Origin of the sequence: Parasphingorhabdus sp., assembly GCF_036568145.1 — a bacterium.
In the GTDB taxonomy this organism is placed as follows: domain Bacteria; phylum Pseudomonadota; class Alphaproteobacteria; order Sphingomonadales; family Sphingomonadaceae; genus Parasphingorhabdus.
The window spans coordinates 13946-33628 of the sequence record NZ_DATCTC010000007.1; the positions used below are offsets into that span (position 1 = coordinate 13946).

Here is a 19683-nt window from a genome sequence, read left to right on the forward strand (position 1 = left end):
GCGATCAATAAGAACGTTCAAATTCGTCTATTTCGCGTTCTGCAGCTTCTTCAGTTCGGCCGTATTTTTCCTGAATTTTCCCGGCCAGAATTTTGCGGTTACCTTCAATCTGGTCAAGCTCGTCATTCGTTAGCTCGCCCCATTGCTTCTGAACATTACCTTTGACCTGTTCCCAGTTTCCTTTGATGGTATTCTTGTTCATTTTTTCGTCTCCATTTTATGTTGGGGGTACTATTACAATGGTTCACACCCTGTTTTGGTTCCCGGCCAGCGGGCTTATTTTTCGTGGGTTAAGCTGGTCCGTGCTTGTTTATCGACGGCGTGTTGCTCAATCGTCATCAACTTTGTCAGGCAGGTCGTCATGATCGGTGCTGGCAAAATCTTCCAACTCCTTTTCGGACATGCTGTCATACATGTCTTTGGCTGCGCCTTGCAATTCGCCGACTTTAGTTTCCCCGCGCTTCGCTGACAGCGCGGCTCCTGCTGCTTTCTGTTGGGCCTTTGATTTGGCTGGCATGGTCAGTCTCCTGATATGTTGGACAAAGAGCCAACACGGAAAACTGGTTTTGGATGCAGATTTTTTAAATTTTCCTCTGGCTGGGGAACGTGCTCCGCAGCCAAAGGCAGTGCTCGAAATCTATGCGCTTTCCCTGATAGCCTCGGTCAACCGCTCAACATCGCTCTCATCATGATAGGCCGCAAAACCGATCCGCAGTATATCTCCGCGTACATCGGTGATAATATTACGTGCGTTAAGGGCGTCATGCATTGATGAAGCATTACTGCCTTGAAACGCCAGAAAGCGGGCGTGCGGTTTTCCGTCCAGCGGGTTTAGCAGGCGCATGTCCGGTAGCGGATCGTGCCGCAGAAATTGCTGCTGCAACATTGCGACATGCCCGGAAATCAGGCTGATAGACAGCTGTGCTTCGGACAGCATATTTTGCACGGCGTTGAAGCGGTATAAGCCAGACGGTTCAAACGTGCTGCCCAGAAACCTGCGGCCATCTGGAGCATAACCGACTTGTCCCGGTGGCAACGACAGGTCATCAAAAGCGGCAAACCACCCGGTTATCTCTGGCCTTGGCGCATAGCCGGGCGGTGCGTGCAGGAAGCATATTCCTTCACCTGACATCGCATATTTATAGCCGCCAGCGACATAGAATATACTCCCTGCTACGGCGGAAAGATCGGTATCGATCGCCATGAAGCCGTGATAGCCGTCGATAACCACCCACGGTCCTTCCGGTCGGGCGAGCGCGGCCAGTTGCTCTATACCATTCAGGACTGTGCCGGAGTTGAACAATACATGACTTGCAAAGATCAGGTCATGATTTCCGGACTGCGCCCTTTCAACCAACCTATCCGGTGCTACAGCCTCCACAATTGCGGTGCCGCTTTCGGCCCAGCGGTCCATCTGCCTGCGAAAGCTGTGAAACTCGCTATCCGTGGTCAGCACGCGCACTGGACGGACCGGGATAGCGGACATGATACGGATCAGGAAGTCATGCGTATTAGACGAAAATGCGGTCGACTGCGGACTTGGCAGGTTGAGTATTGAGGCAATATGCCCCTGTGCCTCCGCCCAAAGTGGCCCCATGATCCTGTCCCATTTCCGGTCGGCCAGTTCCAGTGCATCCTGTGCAGCCGCGATATGCCCTTCATAAGCGGCATCGGGCCATAAATGGTGGCTGTGGGCGGCAAAGTGCAGCCGATTGGGATTGGAGGCCAGCGCTTTGGAAAAGAGCGGCTTCCAGTTCATAGGGCGGTGCGAAGCGACCATAGTTCGGGGAAGGCACGCTTGGGGACCGTCGATTGCAGATAAGACACGCCCGGCGTTCCGCCCGTTCCCATTTTGCCGCCGATAATGCGCTCCACGGTCAACACATGTTTGTGCCGCCAAGTCGCCATCGCATCATCCAGATCGACCAACTTTTCGCCGAGTTGATATAGCTCCCAATAGCGTTCGGGCTCCCGATATACCGTCAGGAAGGCCGCTTCGACCTCTGGCGATGGGGTGTGAGGCTGGCTGAAATCGCGTTCCAATATGCTGGGAGGAATGTCAAATCCGGCACGCGCCAAGGCAGCGATGGCATGGTCCCAGATGCTGGGTGCTGCCAATGCTTCCTTCATAACGGCCTGCGCTTCGGGGCGGTCATCCTGATATTTCAGAAATGATTTGTCCTTTAGTCCCAAAAGATATTCAACCGTGCGGAACTGGTCGGACTGGAACCCCGAACTGGAGCCGAGCACATGCCTGAACCGGCTGTAATCGCTTGGCGTCATGGTGGAAAGTATATCCCAGCTCAGCGTCATGACAGCCTGTATCCGGCTGACCCGCGCCAGCGCCTTGTAAGCAGGGACCAGCGCATCACTTGCGATTTGGGATATTGCCAGATGGAGCTCGATTATGATCTGTTTCAGCCACAGCTCTTTTGTCTGGTGGATGATGATGAACAGCATTTCATCATCCTGATCCGATTGAGGGTGCTGGGCCGAAAGCAGGGTATCAAGCGCAAGATAACTTGCGTACGTGACTTTCGTGGTGGAGTCCGGTTTTTGGGTCATGCCGGAATGTAACGTTGATGGGGAGCAATGGGAAGGGATTAGCTGGTCAGGTTAGAATAGCTCCATTTGGCTGCCTTTGATTATCGGTCGGCGGAACAAATCTGTTCTGAGTACAAATTTTGGCTTCCCAAGACCGTTTTTGCGAGCGGCAATGGCTACGCGGCGGTGGAGTAAGTCTGCCCAGGGGCCTTGCCCCCTCATCCGGCTAAAGAAATCCGGGTCATTTTTCCTGCCGCCGCGAAGGGAGGCGATGATGCCCATGACTTTGTCCTTTCGGTCTGGAAAATGGGTTTCCAGCCATTGTTCAAATAAGGGTGCCACTTCATGCGGCAGGCGGACCGGGATAACAGAAATGCTCTGCGCCCCGTGACGAGCAGCAGCGGCTACGATCGCCTCAATCTCATGATCGGTGATTGCTGGTATCGAGGGCGCAATATTGACATGAACCGGAATATTGCGCGCATGCAACTGCGCTACTGCTTCCAGCCTTTTCGCAGGAGAAGGCGCGCGCGGTTCCAATATGCGGGCCAGTTTCGGGTCCAGTGTGGTGACAGAGATTGCGACCATCGTGAGGTTCAATTCCGCCAAATCCGCTAGAATATCTGCGTCATCAAGGACGCGGTTGGACTTTGTAGTAATGCCGATTGGGTGCCGGGTTTCCAACATGACTTCCAATATCTGCCGCGTGATCTGGTAACGCTTTTCAATCGGTTGATAGGGATCAGTATTGGTTCCAATCGCAATGGACGCAGGGCGATAGCCCAGCTTTGCGAGTGTTTCGCGCAGCAATTGCGCAGCATTCGGTTTCGCAAACAGCTTTGTTTCAAAGTCTAGACCGGGCGACAGGTCGTGATACGCATGGGTCGGCCGCGCAAAGCAATAGATACAGCCATGCTCACACCCGCGATAGGCGTTTATCGAGCGGTCAAACGGAAGGTCCGGAGATTTGTTGAAGGTCAAAATGGATTTAGGCGACTCGAGTGTAACCTGCGTCCGTAATTTTGAAGGAGCGTCGCCAAGGGATTCGCGCTCGTCCAGCCAGTCGCCATCGGTCTCACGGCTTGGCAGGTTGAACCGGCTGCTTTCACGATTACTAACCGCGCCTCGTCCTTTTCGGGGTGGCAATAGTGGGTGTGAGTCGTGGTCCATTTGCTTTGCATAGCATGAGAACAAAGGTAGAACAAATATCTTTAGGTAACCTTGACCTTATCATTGACTGCCTGCTGCCTGAAGGATGATAAGTTTCTGCTGTGGTTAGGGGACGAGATTCGCATATGTTTGATATCCGAAAAGACGATTTGTCGGGCTCGCAGACCCGCGAGCTTTTGGCTCTACACCTTGCCGAGATGCAGTCTAATTCACCGCCAGGTAGTGTCTTCGCGCTTGACCTATCCGGGTTGCAGAGGCCGGAAGTGACCGTCTGGACAGCTTGGTTGTCGGAACGTGTCATTGCTGTGGGTGCATTGAAAATGCTTGAGGACGGAACGGCCGAGGTGAAGTCCATGCGCACTCATCCTGATTTTACGCGATTGGGGGCGGCGGCAGCGATCCTCGAAACAATTATAGCCACGGCGAGAGAAAAAGGCGCGCGCCGACTGTCTCTGGAAACGGGTAGTGGAGTGGCTTTTGATCCGGCGCTGGCCCTTTATCGGAAACGAGGGTTCAAAGACGGTGAAGCGTTTGGCAATTACGAGCGGAGTGACTTCAATCAATTTCTGCACCTGGACCTCCACAGGGACGGGTGTTAGCCGCTCTAGCTGGATTCCCGCCTCCGCCGAAATGAGGGGGCTGAGTTGCCCACAATCACCTACTCCTCCCGCAACCGCGGCATCAGTTCAACAAAATTGCACGGGCGGTGACGGCTGTCTAGCTGGGTGTCCAATATGCCGTCCCAGCCATCTTTGACGGCGCCGTTTGATCCCGGCAGAGCGAATATATAAGTGCCGCGTGAAACCACGGCGCACGCGCGGGACTGGACGGTGGATGTGCCGATCTTGTCATAACTTAGCCAGCGGAACAGCTCACCGAAACCGGGAATATCCTTATCCTTCACAGCATCAAGCGCTTCGGGGGTGATGTCCCGTCCGGTCAGGCCGGTTCCGCCGGTAGTAATGATGGCATCGACGCTTTCATCATCAATCCACTGGTGAAGCTGTGCGATGATTACGGATTTGTCATCGCGGATCAGGGCGCGGTAAACCAGATCATGCCCCTTGGCGGTAATGCGCTCGGCAAGAATGTCACCCGATGTGTCTTCCTTTAACGAGCGGGTGTCGGACACGGTTAAAAGAGCGATGTTAATCGGTTTGAACGTCCGGCTTTCGTCGATGGGCATGGAATAATACTCCGATGATTTATGGCTGCTTTATAGAGCATATTCGCCGTCTTTTCTAAACCACAAAGAATTGGGGCTTTCCGCCGCTCTCCTAACCGTCTAATTGCAATGACCAATGTCTAACGTTCCGGATTTAACAGCTGTTATATTGGGCCTGATCCTTGCCGCTTGGCTGGGCGCTTCCGCGTGGGCGGTGTGGACCAGTCTGGCGATGAAAAGCCGGGCGAAGATGGTGCTACGCCATTCCGGCCGGTTGGGGCGGTTGATGGAAACCTCTCCGGCGCTGCCACTGCTGGTGCGTTCTGACGGGTCGCTGGAGGCTTCACAGCGGTTGATGCACTGGCTGGGCTTTGATTATTTGCCCGCCCATATTTCCGAACTTTATGACCAGAATGCAGGGCTCAGTGCAGTAGATCTGGAAAAGCTGACGCAGGATATCAACCGCACCCAAAAATCTGGAAAAGGCTTTTCGCGCACTGTAAAAGTTACCGGATCAGATAAATGCCTGATGATCCACGGAGGGCTTGCCGACCAGCAAATCGCACCGAGCGGAAGCGCCCTTTTATGGGTATTTGACGCCACGGATAGCGAGGTGCAGATTGAAAAACTGCGGAGTGAAAGTGAGCAGGCCCATGCGGCTTTTGACGCGCTATCGGCGCTGATCGAGGCGGCGCCAGTCCCCATGTGGCATCGATCACCGGATTTGAGACTGACATTGGTGAATAGCGCCTATGTCAAAGCCGTGGACGCCAGTGACGGGGCAGGGGTTGTCGATCAGGGCATTGAACTAATCGAGACAATCAACGGCGTCAGCCCTGCCGATGCGGCCAGGATCGCCAGAGAGAAAGGCGAGCCTTATGAGCGGGTCGTTGCCACGACCATCGGCGGGCAGCGCCGGACAACGCAGGTGGTTGACGTGCCGCTCGGCAAATCGGGTATTGCCGGCTATGCCATAGATATTCAGGACCTGATAGATTCTCGCAAGGAACAGCGTCGCTTCAATGAATCCCAGCGCGACATGCTGGACAAGATTTCGGCAGCGGTTGTGCAGTTTGATGCCGACAAGACCTTGCAATTTTGCAACCTGCCATTCCAGCGCATATTCTCCATGCGTCAGCAATGGATTGCAGAGCATCCCGAATTTCCCAGGGTGCTGGACCGGATGCGGGAAATGAACCGGATTCCCGAAGTACGCGATTTCCCCGAATGGCGGGAAGAGCGGACGCAATGGTTCAAATCAACCGGTTCCGTGGAAGAAAACTGGCTGCTGGCCGATGGCACCCATTTGCGGGTCATCGCCAATCCGACGCCTGATGGCGGATTGTTGATGATTATTGAAGACCGAACCGAGCAGGTCCAACTGGCCAGTGCCCGTGACACGTTGCTGCGCGTGCGGACGGCAACATTCGATAATCTGTTTGAATCGGTGGCAGTCTTCTCCGCAGATGGAAGGCTTAATCTGTGGAACCACCAGTTCACAAAAATTTGGGATCTGAACGAAACGGAGCTGGACAAGCATCCGCGTATTGATTCCCTGATGCAAAAAATGTCGCTGAAACTCAAGCAACCTGCACGGATAGCTGAAGTGCGGGCTATGGTTCGGACTGCCACATCAGAGCGTGTACAGCAAAGTGGGCAGATTTCCTTTGTTGACGGTCGCCGTTTTGAATTTGCCGCAATCCCGCTACCCGATGGTAACGCGCTGTTCACTATGCTCGACATTTCTGACAGCAGCCGGATTGAACATGCCCTGCGTGAACGGAATGAAGCACTGGTAGAGGCGGATTCAATCAAGGCGGCGTTCCTGTCCAATATGAGCTATGAATTCCGCACTCCGCTGACCTCCATCGGAGGATTTGCCGAATTGCTGGACAATGAAGTGGCGGGGCCGTTGACGGAACAGGGGCATGAATATACCCGCGCGATCTTGCAGTCAGTAAAGCGGCTGGGGATGCAGATCGACAACGTGCTTGACCTTAGCCAAAGCGAGGCGGGCGCTTTGCCTATAGCCAAGGAAAAGATCAATCTGACCAAGCTGGTAGAGGATGTCGCCGGACAATTTGCCGATGAAATCCGGGCGCAGGAAATTGATCTGGAATTACAGCTTGACGAAACACTGGGTTCTGCCTTGGCGGATAAAAAGCGGCTGTCACAGGCCATTGGTCAAGTCATTGATAATAGTGTGCGTTATACCGGTAATGGCGGACGGATTTTGATTAATGCCAGCGGTAATGTGCGACAGGCTGTTATCCATATTTCCGATAACGGGCCGGGGATGGGGGCAGGGCAACAATCAAAGGCTTTTGACAGTTTCGCCCGGTCCCGCGACAAATCCGGAAAAAATGCTGGCGGTCTGGGCCTTCCCCTTGCCCGTCAGCTATTGCTGGCCCATGGCGGTGAGCTGACCTTAACGTCCGAGCCGGGGCAGGGGACGCTGGTCACTATTCATCTGCCGCGTCAATAAGAGGTGAACAGGTGACAGCATCCATGAAATTAAGCGATGAAGCAGCGACCATGGCATTGGGGAAACGGCTGGCCGCTGCTTTGCAGCCTGGTGATAAAATCGCTTTAACCGGGACGCTGGGGGCCGGGAAAACCACGTTGACGCGCGGTATATTGCGCGGTTTGGGCTTTGCCGATGATGTGCCTAGCCCGACCTTTGCGATTGTCCAGCAATATGAACCCCCGGAAGTCCGACTTCCGGTCGCGCATGTCGATTTCTATCGCATTGAGGAACCCGATGAGATTCAGGAATTGGGGCTTGATGACATATTGATGGATGGTGCGATTATTGCAGAATGGCCTGACCGGATGCCGGAAGCTTTCTGGCGTGATGCACTACAGATTACGCTTGAAATAGAAAATGATAACACGCGCCAGTTGACTTGGGTGGCTGGCCCCGCTTGGAAAGATAGATGGCCAATAATATGACACCGCCTGTATCGGCGCAGGATTTTTTGAATAATCAAGGTTGGAATGACGCGGAGATTTACCCCGTTGCGGGGGATGCGTCGTTTCGCCGCTATTTCCGGGTCGTTTCCGGGAACCGCAAAGCGATTTTAATGGATGCACCGCCGCCGCATGAAGATCCGCGTCCTTTCATCAAGATCGCCCGCCATCTGAAGGCGCAGGGCTTCGCCGCGCCAGAGATTTTTGCCGAAGACCTGGAACATGGTCTGGTCCTGCTGGAGGATTTCGGGGATCACAGGATGCGCGAACATCTTGACCACCATCCGGAAGATGAAACCGCCATATATCGACAGACGATTGATCTGATAAAGTCTCTGCACCAGAAACCCGCTGCCGAGATCCCGGCTTATGATATGGAGCAGTATCAGCGGGAAACGAACCTGTTTACCGAATGGTATAGCCCGGCGCAGTCACTGGAGGTCGATGCGTATGCTTTTGAGAATCTCTGGCAAAAGATTTTACAACCGGTCATTGCCGCTCAATCAACACCAGTGACAGTCCTGCGTGATTATCATGCCGAGAATATCATGCTGCTGGAGGATGACCGCTTGGGTCTGCTCGATTTTCAGGACGCGCTTGCCGGACATGCAGCCTATGATCTGGTGTCGATGTTACAGGATGCGCGCCGGGATGTTTCCGATGATCTGGAAGAGGAGATGCTGCATTATTATCTTGATGGACGGTCCTTCGAAGAAGCCGAGCAGTTTCGTAGCCATTATGCGATTTTGGGCGCGCAGCGCAACACCAAGATTATCGGCATATTTACGCGGCTATATGTCCGCGATCACAAAGCCCGCTATCTCGATTATATGCCGCGCATGTGGCGTCTGCTTGAAAAGGATTTGGCGCATCCTGATCTTGCGCCGATTGCAGAATGGTTTGAACAAAACGTCCCGGCCAATGTCCGGAGTAAGCCAATCATTGGGGCATCAGTATGAGTAAAGTTGAAACGGCAATGGTCATGGCGGCAGGCCTTGGTAAACGGATGCGTCCGCTAACCGCGACCCGGCCAAAGCCGCTTGTCAAAGTGGCGGGTAAAGCAATGATAGATCACTGCCTCGACAAATTATGGGAAGCGGGGTTGATGAAGGTTGTTGTTAACGCCCATTACCTGCCTGATGCGCTGGAGGCTCACCTCAAGTCGGTGAACTATCCGTTTGATATCCGTATATCGGACGAGCGGGCGCAGTTGATGGAAACGGGCGGCGGCATGGTTCAGGCCGCTCCGCTTATTGACGAAGACTTATTTTTCACGATCAACAGCGATAATTTGTGGACCGATGGGCCGACCAACAGCTTACAGCGTCTGGTGGAAAGATGGGACGATGCCGAAATGGATGCCTTGTTGCTGGTGGTCCCGCAGACAAAGGCGCATAACCACAAGGGGGCCGGGGACTTTATACTTGATGATATGGGCCGGATTTCGCGCCGCTTGCCGGATCGTCAGGCCCCTTTCATTTACACGGGAATCCAGCTTGTCTCCAAACGGTTGCTGCGTGATGCACCCGAAGGTCCATTTTCTACCAATATCCTCTGGAACCGCGCTATCGGAGAAGGGCGACTATATGGTCTGGTTCATGACGGTAGCTGGTTTGAAGTGGGATCACCGGAATCCATCAAGCCCACAGAAAAGGCACTCCTTAGTGAATAAACCCGCATGACCAAGCGGCATCAGCCCGCAATATATAATATCGCGGCGCATGGCGGCTTTGCCGATGCGTTGGCACAGGGGCTGATTGACAGGTTTGGAAAAGACCCGCTGGGGCTGGCAAGGGGTCTGGTTATACTACCTAATAACCGGGCGCGGCGGGCTGTCCATGATGCTTTTGTAAGGTTGAGCGAAGACGGATTACTTTTGTCGCAAATGGCTGTGATCGGCGATCTGGAGCTGGACGAATCGATTGGCGTCGCGATTGACCGGGGTGAACTGGCGCTCGATATTCCGCCTTCGATTGATCCGCTCGACCGCTTGCTGATGATCGCGCGGCTCATTGAAAGCGAAAGCGCGGCCAGGGGGCGAGCGTTATTGTCGAAAGAAGCCTTGCGACTGGCCCGCGAATTTGCGCGGACTCTCGACCAACTTACTGTCGAGGAAATTGCGCTTAAGGAACTTTTCGAGATTGATGTGGAGCCGGATCTTTCAAGCCATTGGCAGGATTCGCTCGCCTTTTTCCGCATCATTGCAGAAAAGTGGCAGGAAAAACTTGGCGAGATGGGCGTCGTCGATGAAGCCACCCGGCGCAATGCGCTGTTCAACCAAAGTGTAATGACGTGGAAAGCTGCGCCGCCCGATCATTTTGTTGTCGCGGCGGGTATCACCACTTCGGCACCGGCGATTGCGCGCTTTTTACGGGCTATTGCATTTCTGCCGGACGGGATGGTTGTGTTGCCTGATCTTGATATGGTCATGGACGATGAAGAATGGGATATGTTGGGACCGTTTGCACCCGACCCGGACAGCGGCCAGACTAAACGTGCACAGGAAACCCATCCACAATATCATATGAAGCTGTTGCTTGAGCGGATGTCGATCGCCCGGGCAGAAATCATGCGCTGGCCCAGAACAGGAACCAGCGGCGCCGCAGCAAAGCGTAGCCGGGCGCTCAGCCATGCTTTTGCCATTCCCAAGCTGACATCCCGCTGGCAGTCGCTTGATGGTAAGGACCGCAGCCTGGCCGGTGTGCAGCTGGTAGAGGCGCGTAATAGCGCCGAAGAAGCACAGATTGTGGCGTTGTTGGCGCGGGAGGCTTTGGAAACGGCCGAACGCCGCGTTGCCATAATCACACCGGACCGGGGATTGGCGGGGCGGATTGCGGTGCATCTTGAACGTTGGATGATCTCAGCGGATGACAGTGCGGGGCAACCTCTATCGAAAAAGCCGCAAGGAATATTCTTTCTGTCGCTGTTATCAGCAGTGACCGATGGCTTTCCTCCGGCGGAATTTTTGGCACTGTTGAAACACCCGCTGGTCCGGGCAGGGGATGAGCGGCGGGATTGGTTGACGAAGGTTCGAAAGCTGGATCTGCTGATGCGTGGCCCCCGTCAGGCTCCGGGATTATCGGGCATCGACAGTCTTTTTGGTAGCGAGGACTATAGAACCAAGAAGCTGCGGGATGAAGTATTTCCATGGTGGCAGGATGTTCGGGCCATTTTTGCGCCAGCGGAAAAGGCACTGGGCGGAGCGATGAACTGGGCGCAGATACTTGCCGAGATCCGCGAGCTTGCAGATATGCTGACAGGCGGCCAAGTCTGGGCTGGCCCCGCAGGGCGGCAACTGGCCGACTTTCTGTCCGATATGGAAGAGCGTGCGGCTTTGGGGCCGATTAAAATCCTGCCGCGCGAGATTGCCAGCTATTTCGAGACATTTCTGGCCGCTATTCCCGTGCGCCCTCCCTATGGCGGGCATCCGCGCATTGCGCTTTATGGGTTGTTGGAAGCACGGCTTCAACAGGCGGATCTTGTCATCTGTTGCGGGCTGAACGAAGGTAGCTGGCCGCAAGCCATTACGCCTGATCCCTGGCTGGCGCCGATGGTGCGCAAATCAATGGGATTACCGGCGCAGGAACGGCAAATTGGCCTGTCGGCACATGACCTGGTCGGTGCAATGGGTGCCCAAAATGTCGTTCTGACCAGGGCGAAGCGTGATGGGTCAGGCCCTGCAATCGCTTCCCGCTTTTTGCTTCGCCTGAAAGCAATGTGCGGAGACAATCTGAAAGAGCATGCATTTGCCGCGGATTGGGCGCAGCGTATTGACCGTCCCGATAAGCTCATCCGGATCGAGCAACCTGCGCCAGAGCCGAGCGCCGAGCAGCGCATGGTGAAGCTGTCTGTGACGGATGTTGACCGCCTGATCGCGGACCCCTTTGCGTTTTATGCTGGCAAAATCATGGGGTTCAAATCGCTCGACATGATCGACGATGAACCAAGCGCAGCGTGGCGCGGCTCGATTATCCACGACATATTGGATAAATGGGCAAAAGAGGATGACTATGATCCCGATGCTCTCAAGCGCCGCGCCGAAGCATTTTTGAACGAACGATCATCCCATCCCTTGATGCGGACGCTGTGGGCTCCGCGCTTGATGGAGGGCTTGATCTGGATCGCGGAAACCGTGGCGCGGCAACGGGAAGAGGGGCGCACGCCCATAATATCGGAACAGAGGGGAGCCGCGAATATAGCCGGTGTCGAACTGTCCGGTAGAGCAGACCGGATTGACCGGATGCCTGACGGAGGCATTGGCATTGTCGATTATAAAACAGGCAAACCACCGTCCAATAAACAAGTTAAGGAAGGCTTTGCCCTGCAACTCGGATTGCTCGGCGCTATTGCGGAAAAGGGCGATTTTGGCGGTCTGTCAGGCAAGGCGAGCGGCTTTGAATATTGGTCGCTGGCAAAGAAAGGCGGCGATGACAATTTCGGTTATATCGATAGCCCGACAAATCCCCGCAGCAGTCAAAGGATCGAGGCCGACCAGATGGTCGATCACGCCGTGGAGAAATTTACCACGGCCATAAACAACTATATCCTGGGCGATGAACCCATGACCGCAAAGCTCCATCCTGAATATGCGCCTTATGGTGATTATGACCAGCTGATGCGACTGGAAGAATGGTATGGCCGCGCCCCGGATCCATCTACGGGAGAGGGCGACCATGAATAAGGAAACAACCCTTCATCCGCTTGCTGGAAAACAAAGGGACGCAGTGGAGCCGGATGATAACGTCTGGCTGAGCGCATCTGCGGGGACTGGCAAAACTCAGGTTCTGACCGCGCGGGTTTTCCGCTTGTTGCTGCGTAAGGATGTTAGCCCTGAACATATATTATGCCTGACCTTTACCAAGGCGGGTGCGGCGGAAATGGCAGAGCGCATTCACCGGCAACTGGCCAGCTGGGTGCGGATCGATGATACAAAGCTTTTCACTGATCTGGAATCAATCGGTGCGCCTACCGGCCCGGAAACGCGGGAATATGCGCGGACTTTATTCGCCCATGTTCTTGACGCGCGCGGGGGCGGTTTGCGGATCATGACGATCCACAGTTTTTGCCAGGCGCTATTGGCGAGCTTCCCCGAAGAAGCGGAAATTCCTGCACTATTCAAGCCGATTGAAGAACGTGACCAGAAAATATTGGCGCGTCAGACCCTGGGCGATTTGCTGCTGGATGAAGAGGCTGCCGGAAGGACGGAGATAATTCAGGCTATCCAGGCGCTTAGCGTCCGCATGGGTGAGGATGAGGCCGAAAAATATCTGATGACCTGTGCGTCCAAGCCGGATGCAATGGAAAGTCTGCCCAGCGGGATTCTCCCTTTTGTTCGGGGATTGCTGAATCTGCCGATAGATGGCGATGCCCAAAGCTGGGTGGCCGAGCAATGCAGTGATGATACATTTGATATAGCCTCGCTTGGCGAAATGGCAGAAGCACTGGCCGGTTGGAATACCAAGACAGCCGAAGGTTATATGAGCCAGATTCAAGCATGGATCGCCGCCGATATGTCCCAAAGGGCAGAAACATTGGCCGACCTTCACAAGATATGGGCCAAGGTCGATGGCGACCCGCGTTCGGTGCCAAAAGGTCTGGATAAAGTTGCACCACATTATGCCGCGCTCAGCATGGCGATGTATGAGCATTGCTGCGAATTATTGGCACGGGTTACGCTGTTTGAATATGCCGACCTTTTTGCCGGGGCATTAAATGCGGGCCGTGCTTTCTCCTACCGCTATGCGGAGGCGAAAAAGCTGCAAGGCGTGGTTGATTTCGATGACATGATCCGGATGACCGCGAAGCTGCTGAACCAGAGCAATATGGCGGAATGGATACGCTATAAGCTGGACCAGCAAACGGACCATATTCTTGTGGATGAAGCGCAGGATACCAATCTGGCCCAGTGGGAAATTGTCGAAGCGCTGGCCAGCGAGTTTTTTGCCGGACTGGGGCGCAGTGCCGACAAAGTGCGAACGCTGTTCACTGTCGGGGATTTCAAACAGGCTATTTTCGGGTTTCAGGGAACCAGCCCGCATAATTATGTCACAGCGCGGAATGATTTTTTCGGTCAGGCAAAAGCATCCGAGCGCGATTTTAGCGATTTGTCACTGGACCGCAGTTTCCGTTCCACGCCGCCAGTATTGGAAGTTGTAGACGAAGTTCTTGGCATAATAGGCGAACAAGGGCTGGGCCTAGAAGACCCTATCCCACCTCATCAAAGCCACTTCGCAGGCAAGGGGGGCAGCGTTACATTATGGCAGCCTGTTGCCCATGGCGCGGTCAGCAATCCGGATGACCAGGAAAGCTGGTTAAGTGATGAGGAAAGGGTTTTCGCACAGCGACTTGCGCTTCAGATCAAGGAATGGCTGACCCCCGAAACGGCTTTATGGCTGGAACATAAGGGCAGGCCGCTAGAGCCGAAGGATGTGATGATCCTTGTCAGCAAGCGGGATGAACTCAGCGCCCTTATCGTCGCGCGTCTCTATGCTGAAAATGTGCCGGTCGCGGGGATCGACCGGATCCGTTTGAACCAGCCATTGGTGGTGCAGGATATGCTGGCCGCTGTCCGGTTTGTTTTACAGCCCCATGATGATCTCAATCTGGCATCGCTTCTGGTGTCCCCGCTTCTGGGCTGGTCGCAAGAGGATTTACTCGCTCGTGGTTATCGCGGAGACGCGCATAAGCATCAGAGCCTGTGGGAGTTTCTTCGCACGCAAGATGCGCTTGCAGAACATATCGAACCGCTGAGAGCATTGCTCAATATGGCAGATTTCAACACGCCATATCAGTTTCTGGAAACCATTGTCTCCGGGCCGATGCAGGGACGCAAGAAGCTTACAGCGCGGCTTAGCCATGCTGCGCTTGACCCGTTGGAAGAGCTGCTCAACACCGCGCTTGCTTTTGAACAGGACCATATCCCGACCTTACAGGGCTTTCTCGACTGGTTTGACCGCGGCGATGTAGAGATTAAGCGCGACCAGTTGGAGGGCGGCAACGAAGTGCGTTTGATGACTGTCCATGGTGCAAAGGGTTTACAGGCACCGCTGGTCATCCTCGCCAACGCGACGTTTAATCCGGACGAGAAGAAGGGGCGCGGGTTTGATCTTTCCGACCCCAGACAGCCCGGAAACAGCCCTGAATATCCTGTTGTGCCGATCCGGAAACCGGAGCGCACCGGACTACTGGACGCCTATGCAACCAGATCGGATGCACGGGAGCGGCAGGAACATTGGCGGCTGCTTTACGTCGCGATGACCCGCGCCGAAGAGCATCTGGTGGTTGCCGGCAAACTGGGGCCAAAGACTAAAGGCGAAGTGCCGCAGCAAAGCTGGTATTATGCCGTCGAGCAAGGTTTGACCGCACTGGGAGCGGAAAAAACAGATTCGCTTCGGTGGCTTAGTCAGCGCACTTATGGCGGGATGAATATCGGCGGCGCGCCAGAGGCTGATTCCGCAAAGAAGCAGGAGATAAGCGCTAAAGTGCCTGCCTCGCTTCCCGAGTGGATATTTGCGCCTGCTCCCAAGGAAGCGCGGCCACCGCGGCCATTGACGCCTTCTGACCTCGGCCCCGACACTGTCAGCAATCCGCCGCCTGCACAGACTATGCGCGCCGCAGCAGAACGAGGAAAGCTGCTCCACAACCTGTTTGAACGCCTGCCCGATATTGCGCGCGAGAAGCGGGCAGATGTTGCGGACCGGTGGCTTGAGACGCAAAGGCGGGTGAGGGATGCAGAGGACCGTCAAGAGTTGGTCGCCACAGTCGTATCGGTGTTGGATAATCCGCAATGGGCGGATTTATTCTCTCCGGAAAGTTTTGCCGAAGCCCCTATAGCGGCGGTTGTCGATCAGCATGTAATTTCAGGAACAGTGGACCGTTTGTTGGTCACTGACGACCTGATCACGGTGGTCGATTTCAAGACGGGCCGTCTGGTTCCGCAAAGTGCCGACGAAGCGCCGGTAGCCTATCTCCGCCAGATGGCCGCTTATGTCGCCGCACTTGAAAAAATCTTTCCGGGCCGGGCGATAAAAGCGGCGTTACTCTATACGCATGGACCGCGTCTGCTGGAGCTTTCTGCCGGACTTGTTGAGAGGCACAAGCCTGCCATCAGCAATATTGGCAACAATCCAGGCTTTGAGCGCCTATGAAAAAGCTTTTGCGGCAAGTGCTTGAGCAATGATGTGTGTGTGCCTAAATAGAGTGTGAACCAGTAAAGGAGGCCAGCTATGGCTACAAAAGCAATTACCGATGAGAGTTTTGAACAAGATGTTTTGAAAGCCGACGGCCCTGTGCTTGTCGATTTCTGGGCGGAATGGTGCGGTCCTTGTAAGATGATTGGCCCTGCGCTGGAAGAAATCAGCGACGAATTGGGCGAAAAAGTCACCATCGCGAAACTCAACATTGACGATAGTCCTAATGCGCCCGGTAAATATGGCGTGCGCGGAATTCCCACGATGATCCTGTTCCACAACGGCGAGCCGGTGGAAACAAAAGTGGGTGCAGCGCCAAAGAGCCAGCTCAAATCCTGGCTGGAAAGCAGCTTACCGGCTTAATCGCTGAACACATGTCCCAATCGCTCGGCGGCTTCATCCCATAATTCTGGTGATGAGGCGCCGAGCAATCCGGTCTTGCGGTCTGCAGGCCGGTAAGCATCTCCGTTCCAGCGTGCCGCCTTGCCGCCGGCTTCATTGAGGAACAGGATGCCCGCTGCATGATCCCACGGCAACGTCCGTTCGAATGTCGAGATATGGTTTATGCCCAGCGCGAGCCGAGGATATTGTTCGGCTGCACAGCGCGGAATATCGACAATCTGATAATGCCCGTCGGCTGCTTTTAAGAGCTTTTCTCGGTTATGCGGGGTCATATAACTCGTGGCCAGCGCGGCAATGGGTTTGAATGGAGGCGCTTCTGATACGCTTACCTTTTTGTCGTTGATAAACGCTCCTTGCCCTTTTGCAGCATAGCACATGCGATCCTTTAAAGGGTCGTATAACCACGCTGCAACAGTCTCGTTTGCTTCCGACAGGGCCACAATGATCCCGAATGGCGGCTTGCCCGCGGCAAAATTTCCGGTGCCGTCTATGGGATCAATGATCCACGCCTGATCAGCGGTGAGATGGTCCATGACAGAGGGGTCGTGCTCACTGGCCTCCTCACCAACAATCGCGGCGCCGGGAATAAGGGCGGCCAGCTCATGACCAAGCCTCTCTTCGCTGAGTCTGTCAGCGACTGTCACCACGTCACCGGGATATTTCTCTTTAATATCAGATAGTTGAAGGTTCTGATAATGAGGCAACACGATGTCCCGGGCGACTTGCCGAATGATGCTCTGGACAGATCCGTAAATCACCTAAAGTGTCTCCATTCGTTCCATCTGCCATTCGTTCCATCTGGTTGTGGCAATATACCGCCGCCTTAGCTTCTATAATCGGCGTTTATCGTAATATACCCATGGGTCAAATCACAGGTCCACACAGTCGCTTTCCCGCTACCGAGGCCGATATCAACGTTGATGTCAATCTCGCTACCCTTCAGATGTGCCGCGACCGGCGCTTCATCATAATCGGGAACGACCAGCCCGTCTCTCGCCACGGTGACGCCGCCAAATCCTATGGATAGCTTATCACGATCCGCCGGTTCCCCGGCTTTGCCGACCGCCATGACGACACGGCCCCAATTGGCGTCCTCTCCTGCAATCGCAGTTTTGACCAGCGGAGAATTGGCAATGGACAAGGCAATCCGCTTGGCACTGTCATCGGATGTAGCCCCGTTTACCGCAACCTCAATAAACTTGGTGGCCCCTTCGCCATCACGAACAACAAGCTGCGCCAATTGCATACACAGGTCGCTTAGCGCCGCTTGGAAAGCATCTGCGCCGGGATCATCGAACGAATGTAATACAGGGGCGTCATTCTGCCCTGTGGCAAAGGCCAAAACAGTGTCGCTCGTAGAAGTATCGCTATCGACAGTGATGCAGTTGAAACTTGTGGCCGTCGCAGCGCTCAACATTTCTTGCAAGAAACCGGCATCAACAGCTGCATCGGTAAAAATATAACCAAGCATGGTTGCCATATCGGGGGCAATCATACCGGATCCTTTGATAATACCATTCAGATGAACGGTTTTTCCGCCTATCACCGCGCTGGTGGTCGCCATTTTGGGAAAGGTATCAGTGGTCATTATAGTAGCAGCGGCTTCTTTCCAGCTACAAGGCTCTGCACCAAATACTGATTTCAGTCCGCTTTCCGCTTTGTCTTTGGGCAGTGGAACACCGATCACGCCAGTTGAGGATACGAATATTTCCTGCTCTGAACAGTCCAGATGCCCGCTGACTAGTGACAGAATGAGCTGCACCGTCTCTTTGCCCTTACTTCCTGTAAAAGCGTTGGAATTACCAGCATTGACGACAAGAGCGCGGGCCGTGCCTTTCGATAAAGCATTCCTGCACCATTCGACTTCAGGCGAAGGGCATTTACTCTGGGTCAGAACGCCGGCCACCGACGTTCCGTGTGCCAGTTCGACATAGGTGAGATCACAACGATCCCATTGCTTATATTGTGCGCGGGTAGTGCGACACGTTACTCCGGAAATAGCCGGAAGATCTGGAATATGCGTTGGTGCAAGAGGGGATATAGTTTCTGACACTTAACTTGCCTTTATCTATTGGTTTGCTAAAAAGCGTGCAACCTGACAGGGCCTTATTGATGAACGTCTATATTGCAAGTTTTATGTTGCTGCTTTTCAATGCAGTTGGTGTTCATACGCCAGCCGCTGCTGTGGCTACTGAAACGGCTGAGAATCAGGATGTTTCCCTGACTGAAGCAACGGCATCATTGGATTGGGATGGTGCCGAGCGCGCATTGATGCAGACATCTGCGCCCGCTCCCACACGGATAGCCGGTGTAGATCTTGCTAAGCCGGTCTGGCCCGTTTTGCCGGTATCAGAGACAATCGGCGACAGGCTTGAGCACGAAGAAGGCGCTCCTTAGCCTGCCTTCCGGGCGGTCATGAGATTGATTTGTCCCCAAGCCTGATTAAATGCACATGGAAGCGGGCTTTTGACATGCCCATCATCCAATCATCATAAAATATATTCAAATATCGGAATTCAATATGCTCGGCCGCCTTACCAAATCTTTCTTCGGATCAGCTAATGACCGTTACGTAAAATCAATCATGAAAGTGGTTGATCAGATCAATGCTTTTGAGCCGGCAATGGAAGCGTTGAGCGATGACGAACTAGCTACGAAAACACCTCATTTCCGTGACCGGTTGGCCAATGGGGAAACGTTGGACGATATTTTACCGGAAGCATTTGCAGTAGTGAGAGAGGCCGCAAAACGAACCCTAGGCCAGCGCCATTATGATGTGCAGTTGGTTGGTGGTATCGTACTGCACCGCGGTGAAATTTCTGAAATGCGTACTGGTGAAGGTAAAACCTTGGTCGCGACGCTAGCCTGTTACCTTAATGCCATCGAAGGCAAGGGCGTTCATGTTGTGACCGTGAACGACTATCTGGCCCGCCGCGACGGCGAATGGATGAGTCAGGTATATAATTTCCTTGGCATGAGTGTCGGAAGCATCATCCCTAATATTGATGAAGATCAGCGGCGTGCAGCCTATGCTGCGGACATTACCTATGGCACGAACAACGAGTTTGGCTTTGACTATCTCCGCGACAATATGAAACATGACCGCAGCCAGATGGTCCAACGGCCATTCAACTTTGCGATTGTCGATGAGGTGGATTCGATCCTGATTGACGAAGCACGTACGCCGCTGATTATTTCAGGACCCACGGACGATAAATCCGATCTTTATATATCGGTAAATGA

The 19683-nt window shown here is 54.1% G+C and carries 17 protein-coding genes and 1 pseudogene; 10 read left to right on the plus strand and 8 right to left on the minus strand.

Going from position 1 to position 19683, the window contains the following annotated elements; translation table 11 throughout:
- Positions 1-4: 4 nt before the first annotated feature.
- The 5 genes from VIN76_RS01780 to VIN76_RS01800 all read right to left on the minus strand — a co-directional run bounded on the left by VIN76_RS01780 (position 5) and on the right by VIN76_RS01800 (position 3714).
- Positions 5-202: a CsbD family protein gene (locus tag VIN76_RS01780; protein WP_332040102.1), complete on the minus strand. Its 198-nt coding sequence runs from the start codon at positions 200-202 to the stop codon at positions 5-7.
- Positions 203-328: 126 nt separating this feature from the next.
- Complete coding sequence (locus VIN76_RS01785) at positions 329-517, minus strand: DUF3008 family protein (protein WP_332040103.1); 189 nt, start codon at positions 515-517, stop codon at positions 329-331.
- 120 nt (positions 518-637) lie between these two features.
- Entirely contained in the window at positions 638-1759 is a 1122-nt protein-coding gene (locus VIN76_RS01790) for an aminotransferase class V-fold PLP-dependent enzyme (RefSeq protein WP_332040104.1), read from the minus strand.
- Positions 1756-2565 carry a tryptophan 2,3-dioxygenase gene (locus VIN76_RS01795; protein WP_332040105.1) on the minus strand — a complete coding sequence of 270 codons (810 nt, stop codon included), beginning with the start codon at positions 2563-2565 and terminating at the stop codon, positions 1756-1758. Before VIN76_RS01795 ends, VIN76_RS01790 begins: the two co-directional genes overlap by 4 nt.
- 51 nt (positions 2566-2616) lie before the next feature.
- Complete coding sequence (locus VIN76_RS01800) at positions 2617-3714, minus strand: PA0069 family radical SAM protein (protein ID WP_332040106.1); 1098 nt, start codon at positions 3712-3714, stop codon at positions 2617-2619.
- A 125-nt stretch (positions 3715-3839) separates the two neighbouring features.
- Between VIN76_RS01800 and VIN76_RS01805 the strand changes: the two genes are divergently transcribed.
- Positions 3840-4313 carry a GNAT family N-acetyltransferase gene (locus VIN76_RS01805; RefSeq protein ID WP_332040107.1) on the plus strand — a complete coding sequence of 158 codons (474 nt, stop codon included), beginning with the start codon at positions 3840-3842 and terminating at the stop codon, positions 4311-4313.
- Positions 4314-4372: 59 nt separating this feature from the next.
- On the opposite strand, the gene moaB is transcribed toward VIN76_RS01805, so the two are convergent.
- Positions 4373-4900, minus strand: coding sequence for a molybdenum cofactor biosynthesis protein B (moaB, locus tag VIN76_RS01810; RefSeq protein WP_332040108.1), 528 nt, complete (start codon positions 4898-4900; stop codon positions 4373-4375).
- A 115-nt stretch (positions 4901-5015) separates the two neighbouring features.
- Here moaB and VIN76_RS01815 point away from each other — a divergent pair, with 115 nt between their 5' ends.
- The 7 genes from VIN76_RS01815 to trxA all read left to right on the plus strand — a co-directional run bounded on the left by VIN76_RS01815 (position 5016) and on the right by trxA (position 16401).
- Complete coding sequence (locus VIN76_RS01815; protein WP_332040109.1) at positions 5016-7364, plus strand: sensor histidine kinase; 2349 nt, start codon at positions 5016-5018, stop codon at positions 7362-7364.
- Between the two features lie 11 nt (positions 7365-7375).
- On the plus strand, positions 7376-7831 hold the full coding sequence (gene tsaE, locus VIN76_RS01820; protein ID WP_332040110.1) for a tRNA (adenosine(37)-N6)-threonylcarbamoyltransferase complex ATPase subunit type 1 TsaE: 456 nt from the start codon (positions 7376-7378) through the stop codon (positions 7829-7831).
- Positions 7828-8808 (plus strand): aminoglycoside phosphotransferase family protein, encoded by a 981-nt coding sequence (locus VIN76_RS01825; protein WP_332040118.1) that lies wholly within the window; start codon positions 7828-7830, stop codon positions 8806-8808. Before tsaE ends, VIN76_RS01825 begins: the two co-directional genes overlap by 4 nt.
- Positions 8805-9521 carry a nucleotidyltransferase family protein gene (locus VIN76_RS01830; protein ID WP_332040111.1) on the plus strand — a complete coding sequence of 239 codons (717 nt, stop codon included), beginning with the start codon at positions 8805-8807 and terminating at the stop codon, positions 9519-9521. Before VIN76_RS01825 ends, VIN76_RS01830 begins: the two co-directional genes overlap by 4 nt.
- Positions 9522-9527: 6 nt before the next feature.
- Complete coding sequence (addB, locus tag VIN76_RS01835; protein WP_332040112.1) at positions 9528-12530, plus strand: double-strand break repair protein AddB; 3003 nt, start codon at positions 9528-9530, stop codon at positions 12528-12530.
- Positions 12523-15996 (plus strand): double-strand break repair helicase AddA, encoded by a 3474-nt coding sequence (gene addA, locus VIN76_RS01840; protein WP_332040113.1) that lies wholly within the window; start codon positions 12523-12525, stop codon positions 15994-15996. Before addB ends, addA begins: the two co-directional genes overlap by 8 nt.
- Positions 15997-16074: 78 nt before the next feature.
- On the plus strand, positions 16075-16401 hold the full coding sequence (trxA, locus tag VIN76_RS01845; RefSeq protein ID WP_332040114.1) for a thioredoxin TrxA: 327 nt from the start codon (positions 16075-16077) through the stop codon (positions 16399-16401).
- On the opposite strand, the gene VIN76_RS01850 is transcribed toward trxA, so the two are convergent.
- A complete protein-coding gene (locus VIN76_RS01850; RefSeq protein WP_332040115.1) occupies positions 16398-17198 on the minus strand; it encodes an inositol monophosphatase family protein in 801 nt (266 codons plus the stop codon). The genes trxA and VIN76_RS01850 overlap by 4 nt on opposite strands.
- Before the next feature lie 65 nt (positions 17199-17263).
- Positions 17264-18493, minus strand: a complete 1230-nt coding sequence (argJ, locus tag VIN76_RS01855; RefSeq protein WP_332040116.1) for a bifunctional glutamate N-acetyltransferase/amino-acid acetyltransferase ArgJ — start codon at positions 18491-18493, stop codon at positions 17264-17266.
- A 59-nt stretch (positions 18494-18552) separates the two neighbouring features.
- Here argJ and VIN76_RS01860 point away from each other — a divergent pair, with 59 nt between their 5' ends.
- On the plus strand, positions 18553-18837 hold the full coding sequence (locus VIN76_RS01860; protein WP_332040117.1) for a hypothetical protein: 285 nt from the start codon (positions 18553-18555) through the stop codon (positions 18835-18837).
- A gap of 124 nt (positions 18838-18961) precedes the next feature.
- Positions 18962-19683: pseudogene (locus tag VIN76_RS01865) on the plus strand (preprotein translocase subunit SecA); the annotation flags it as partial.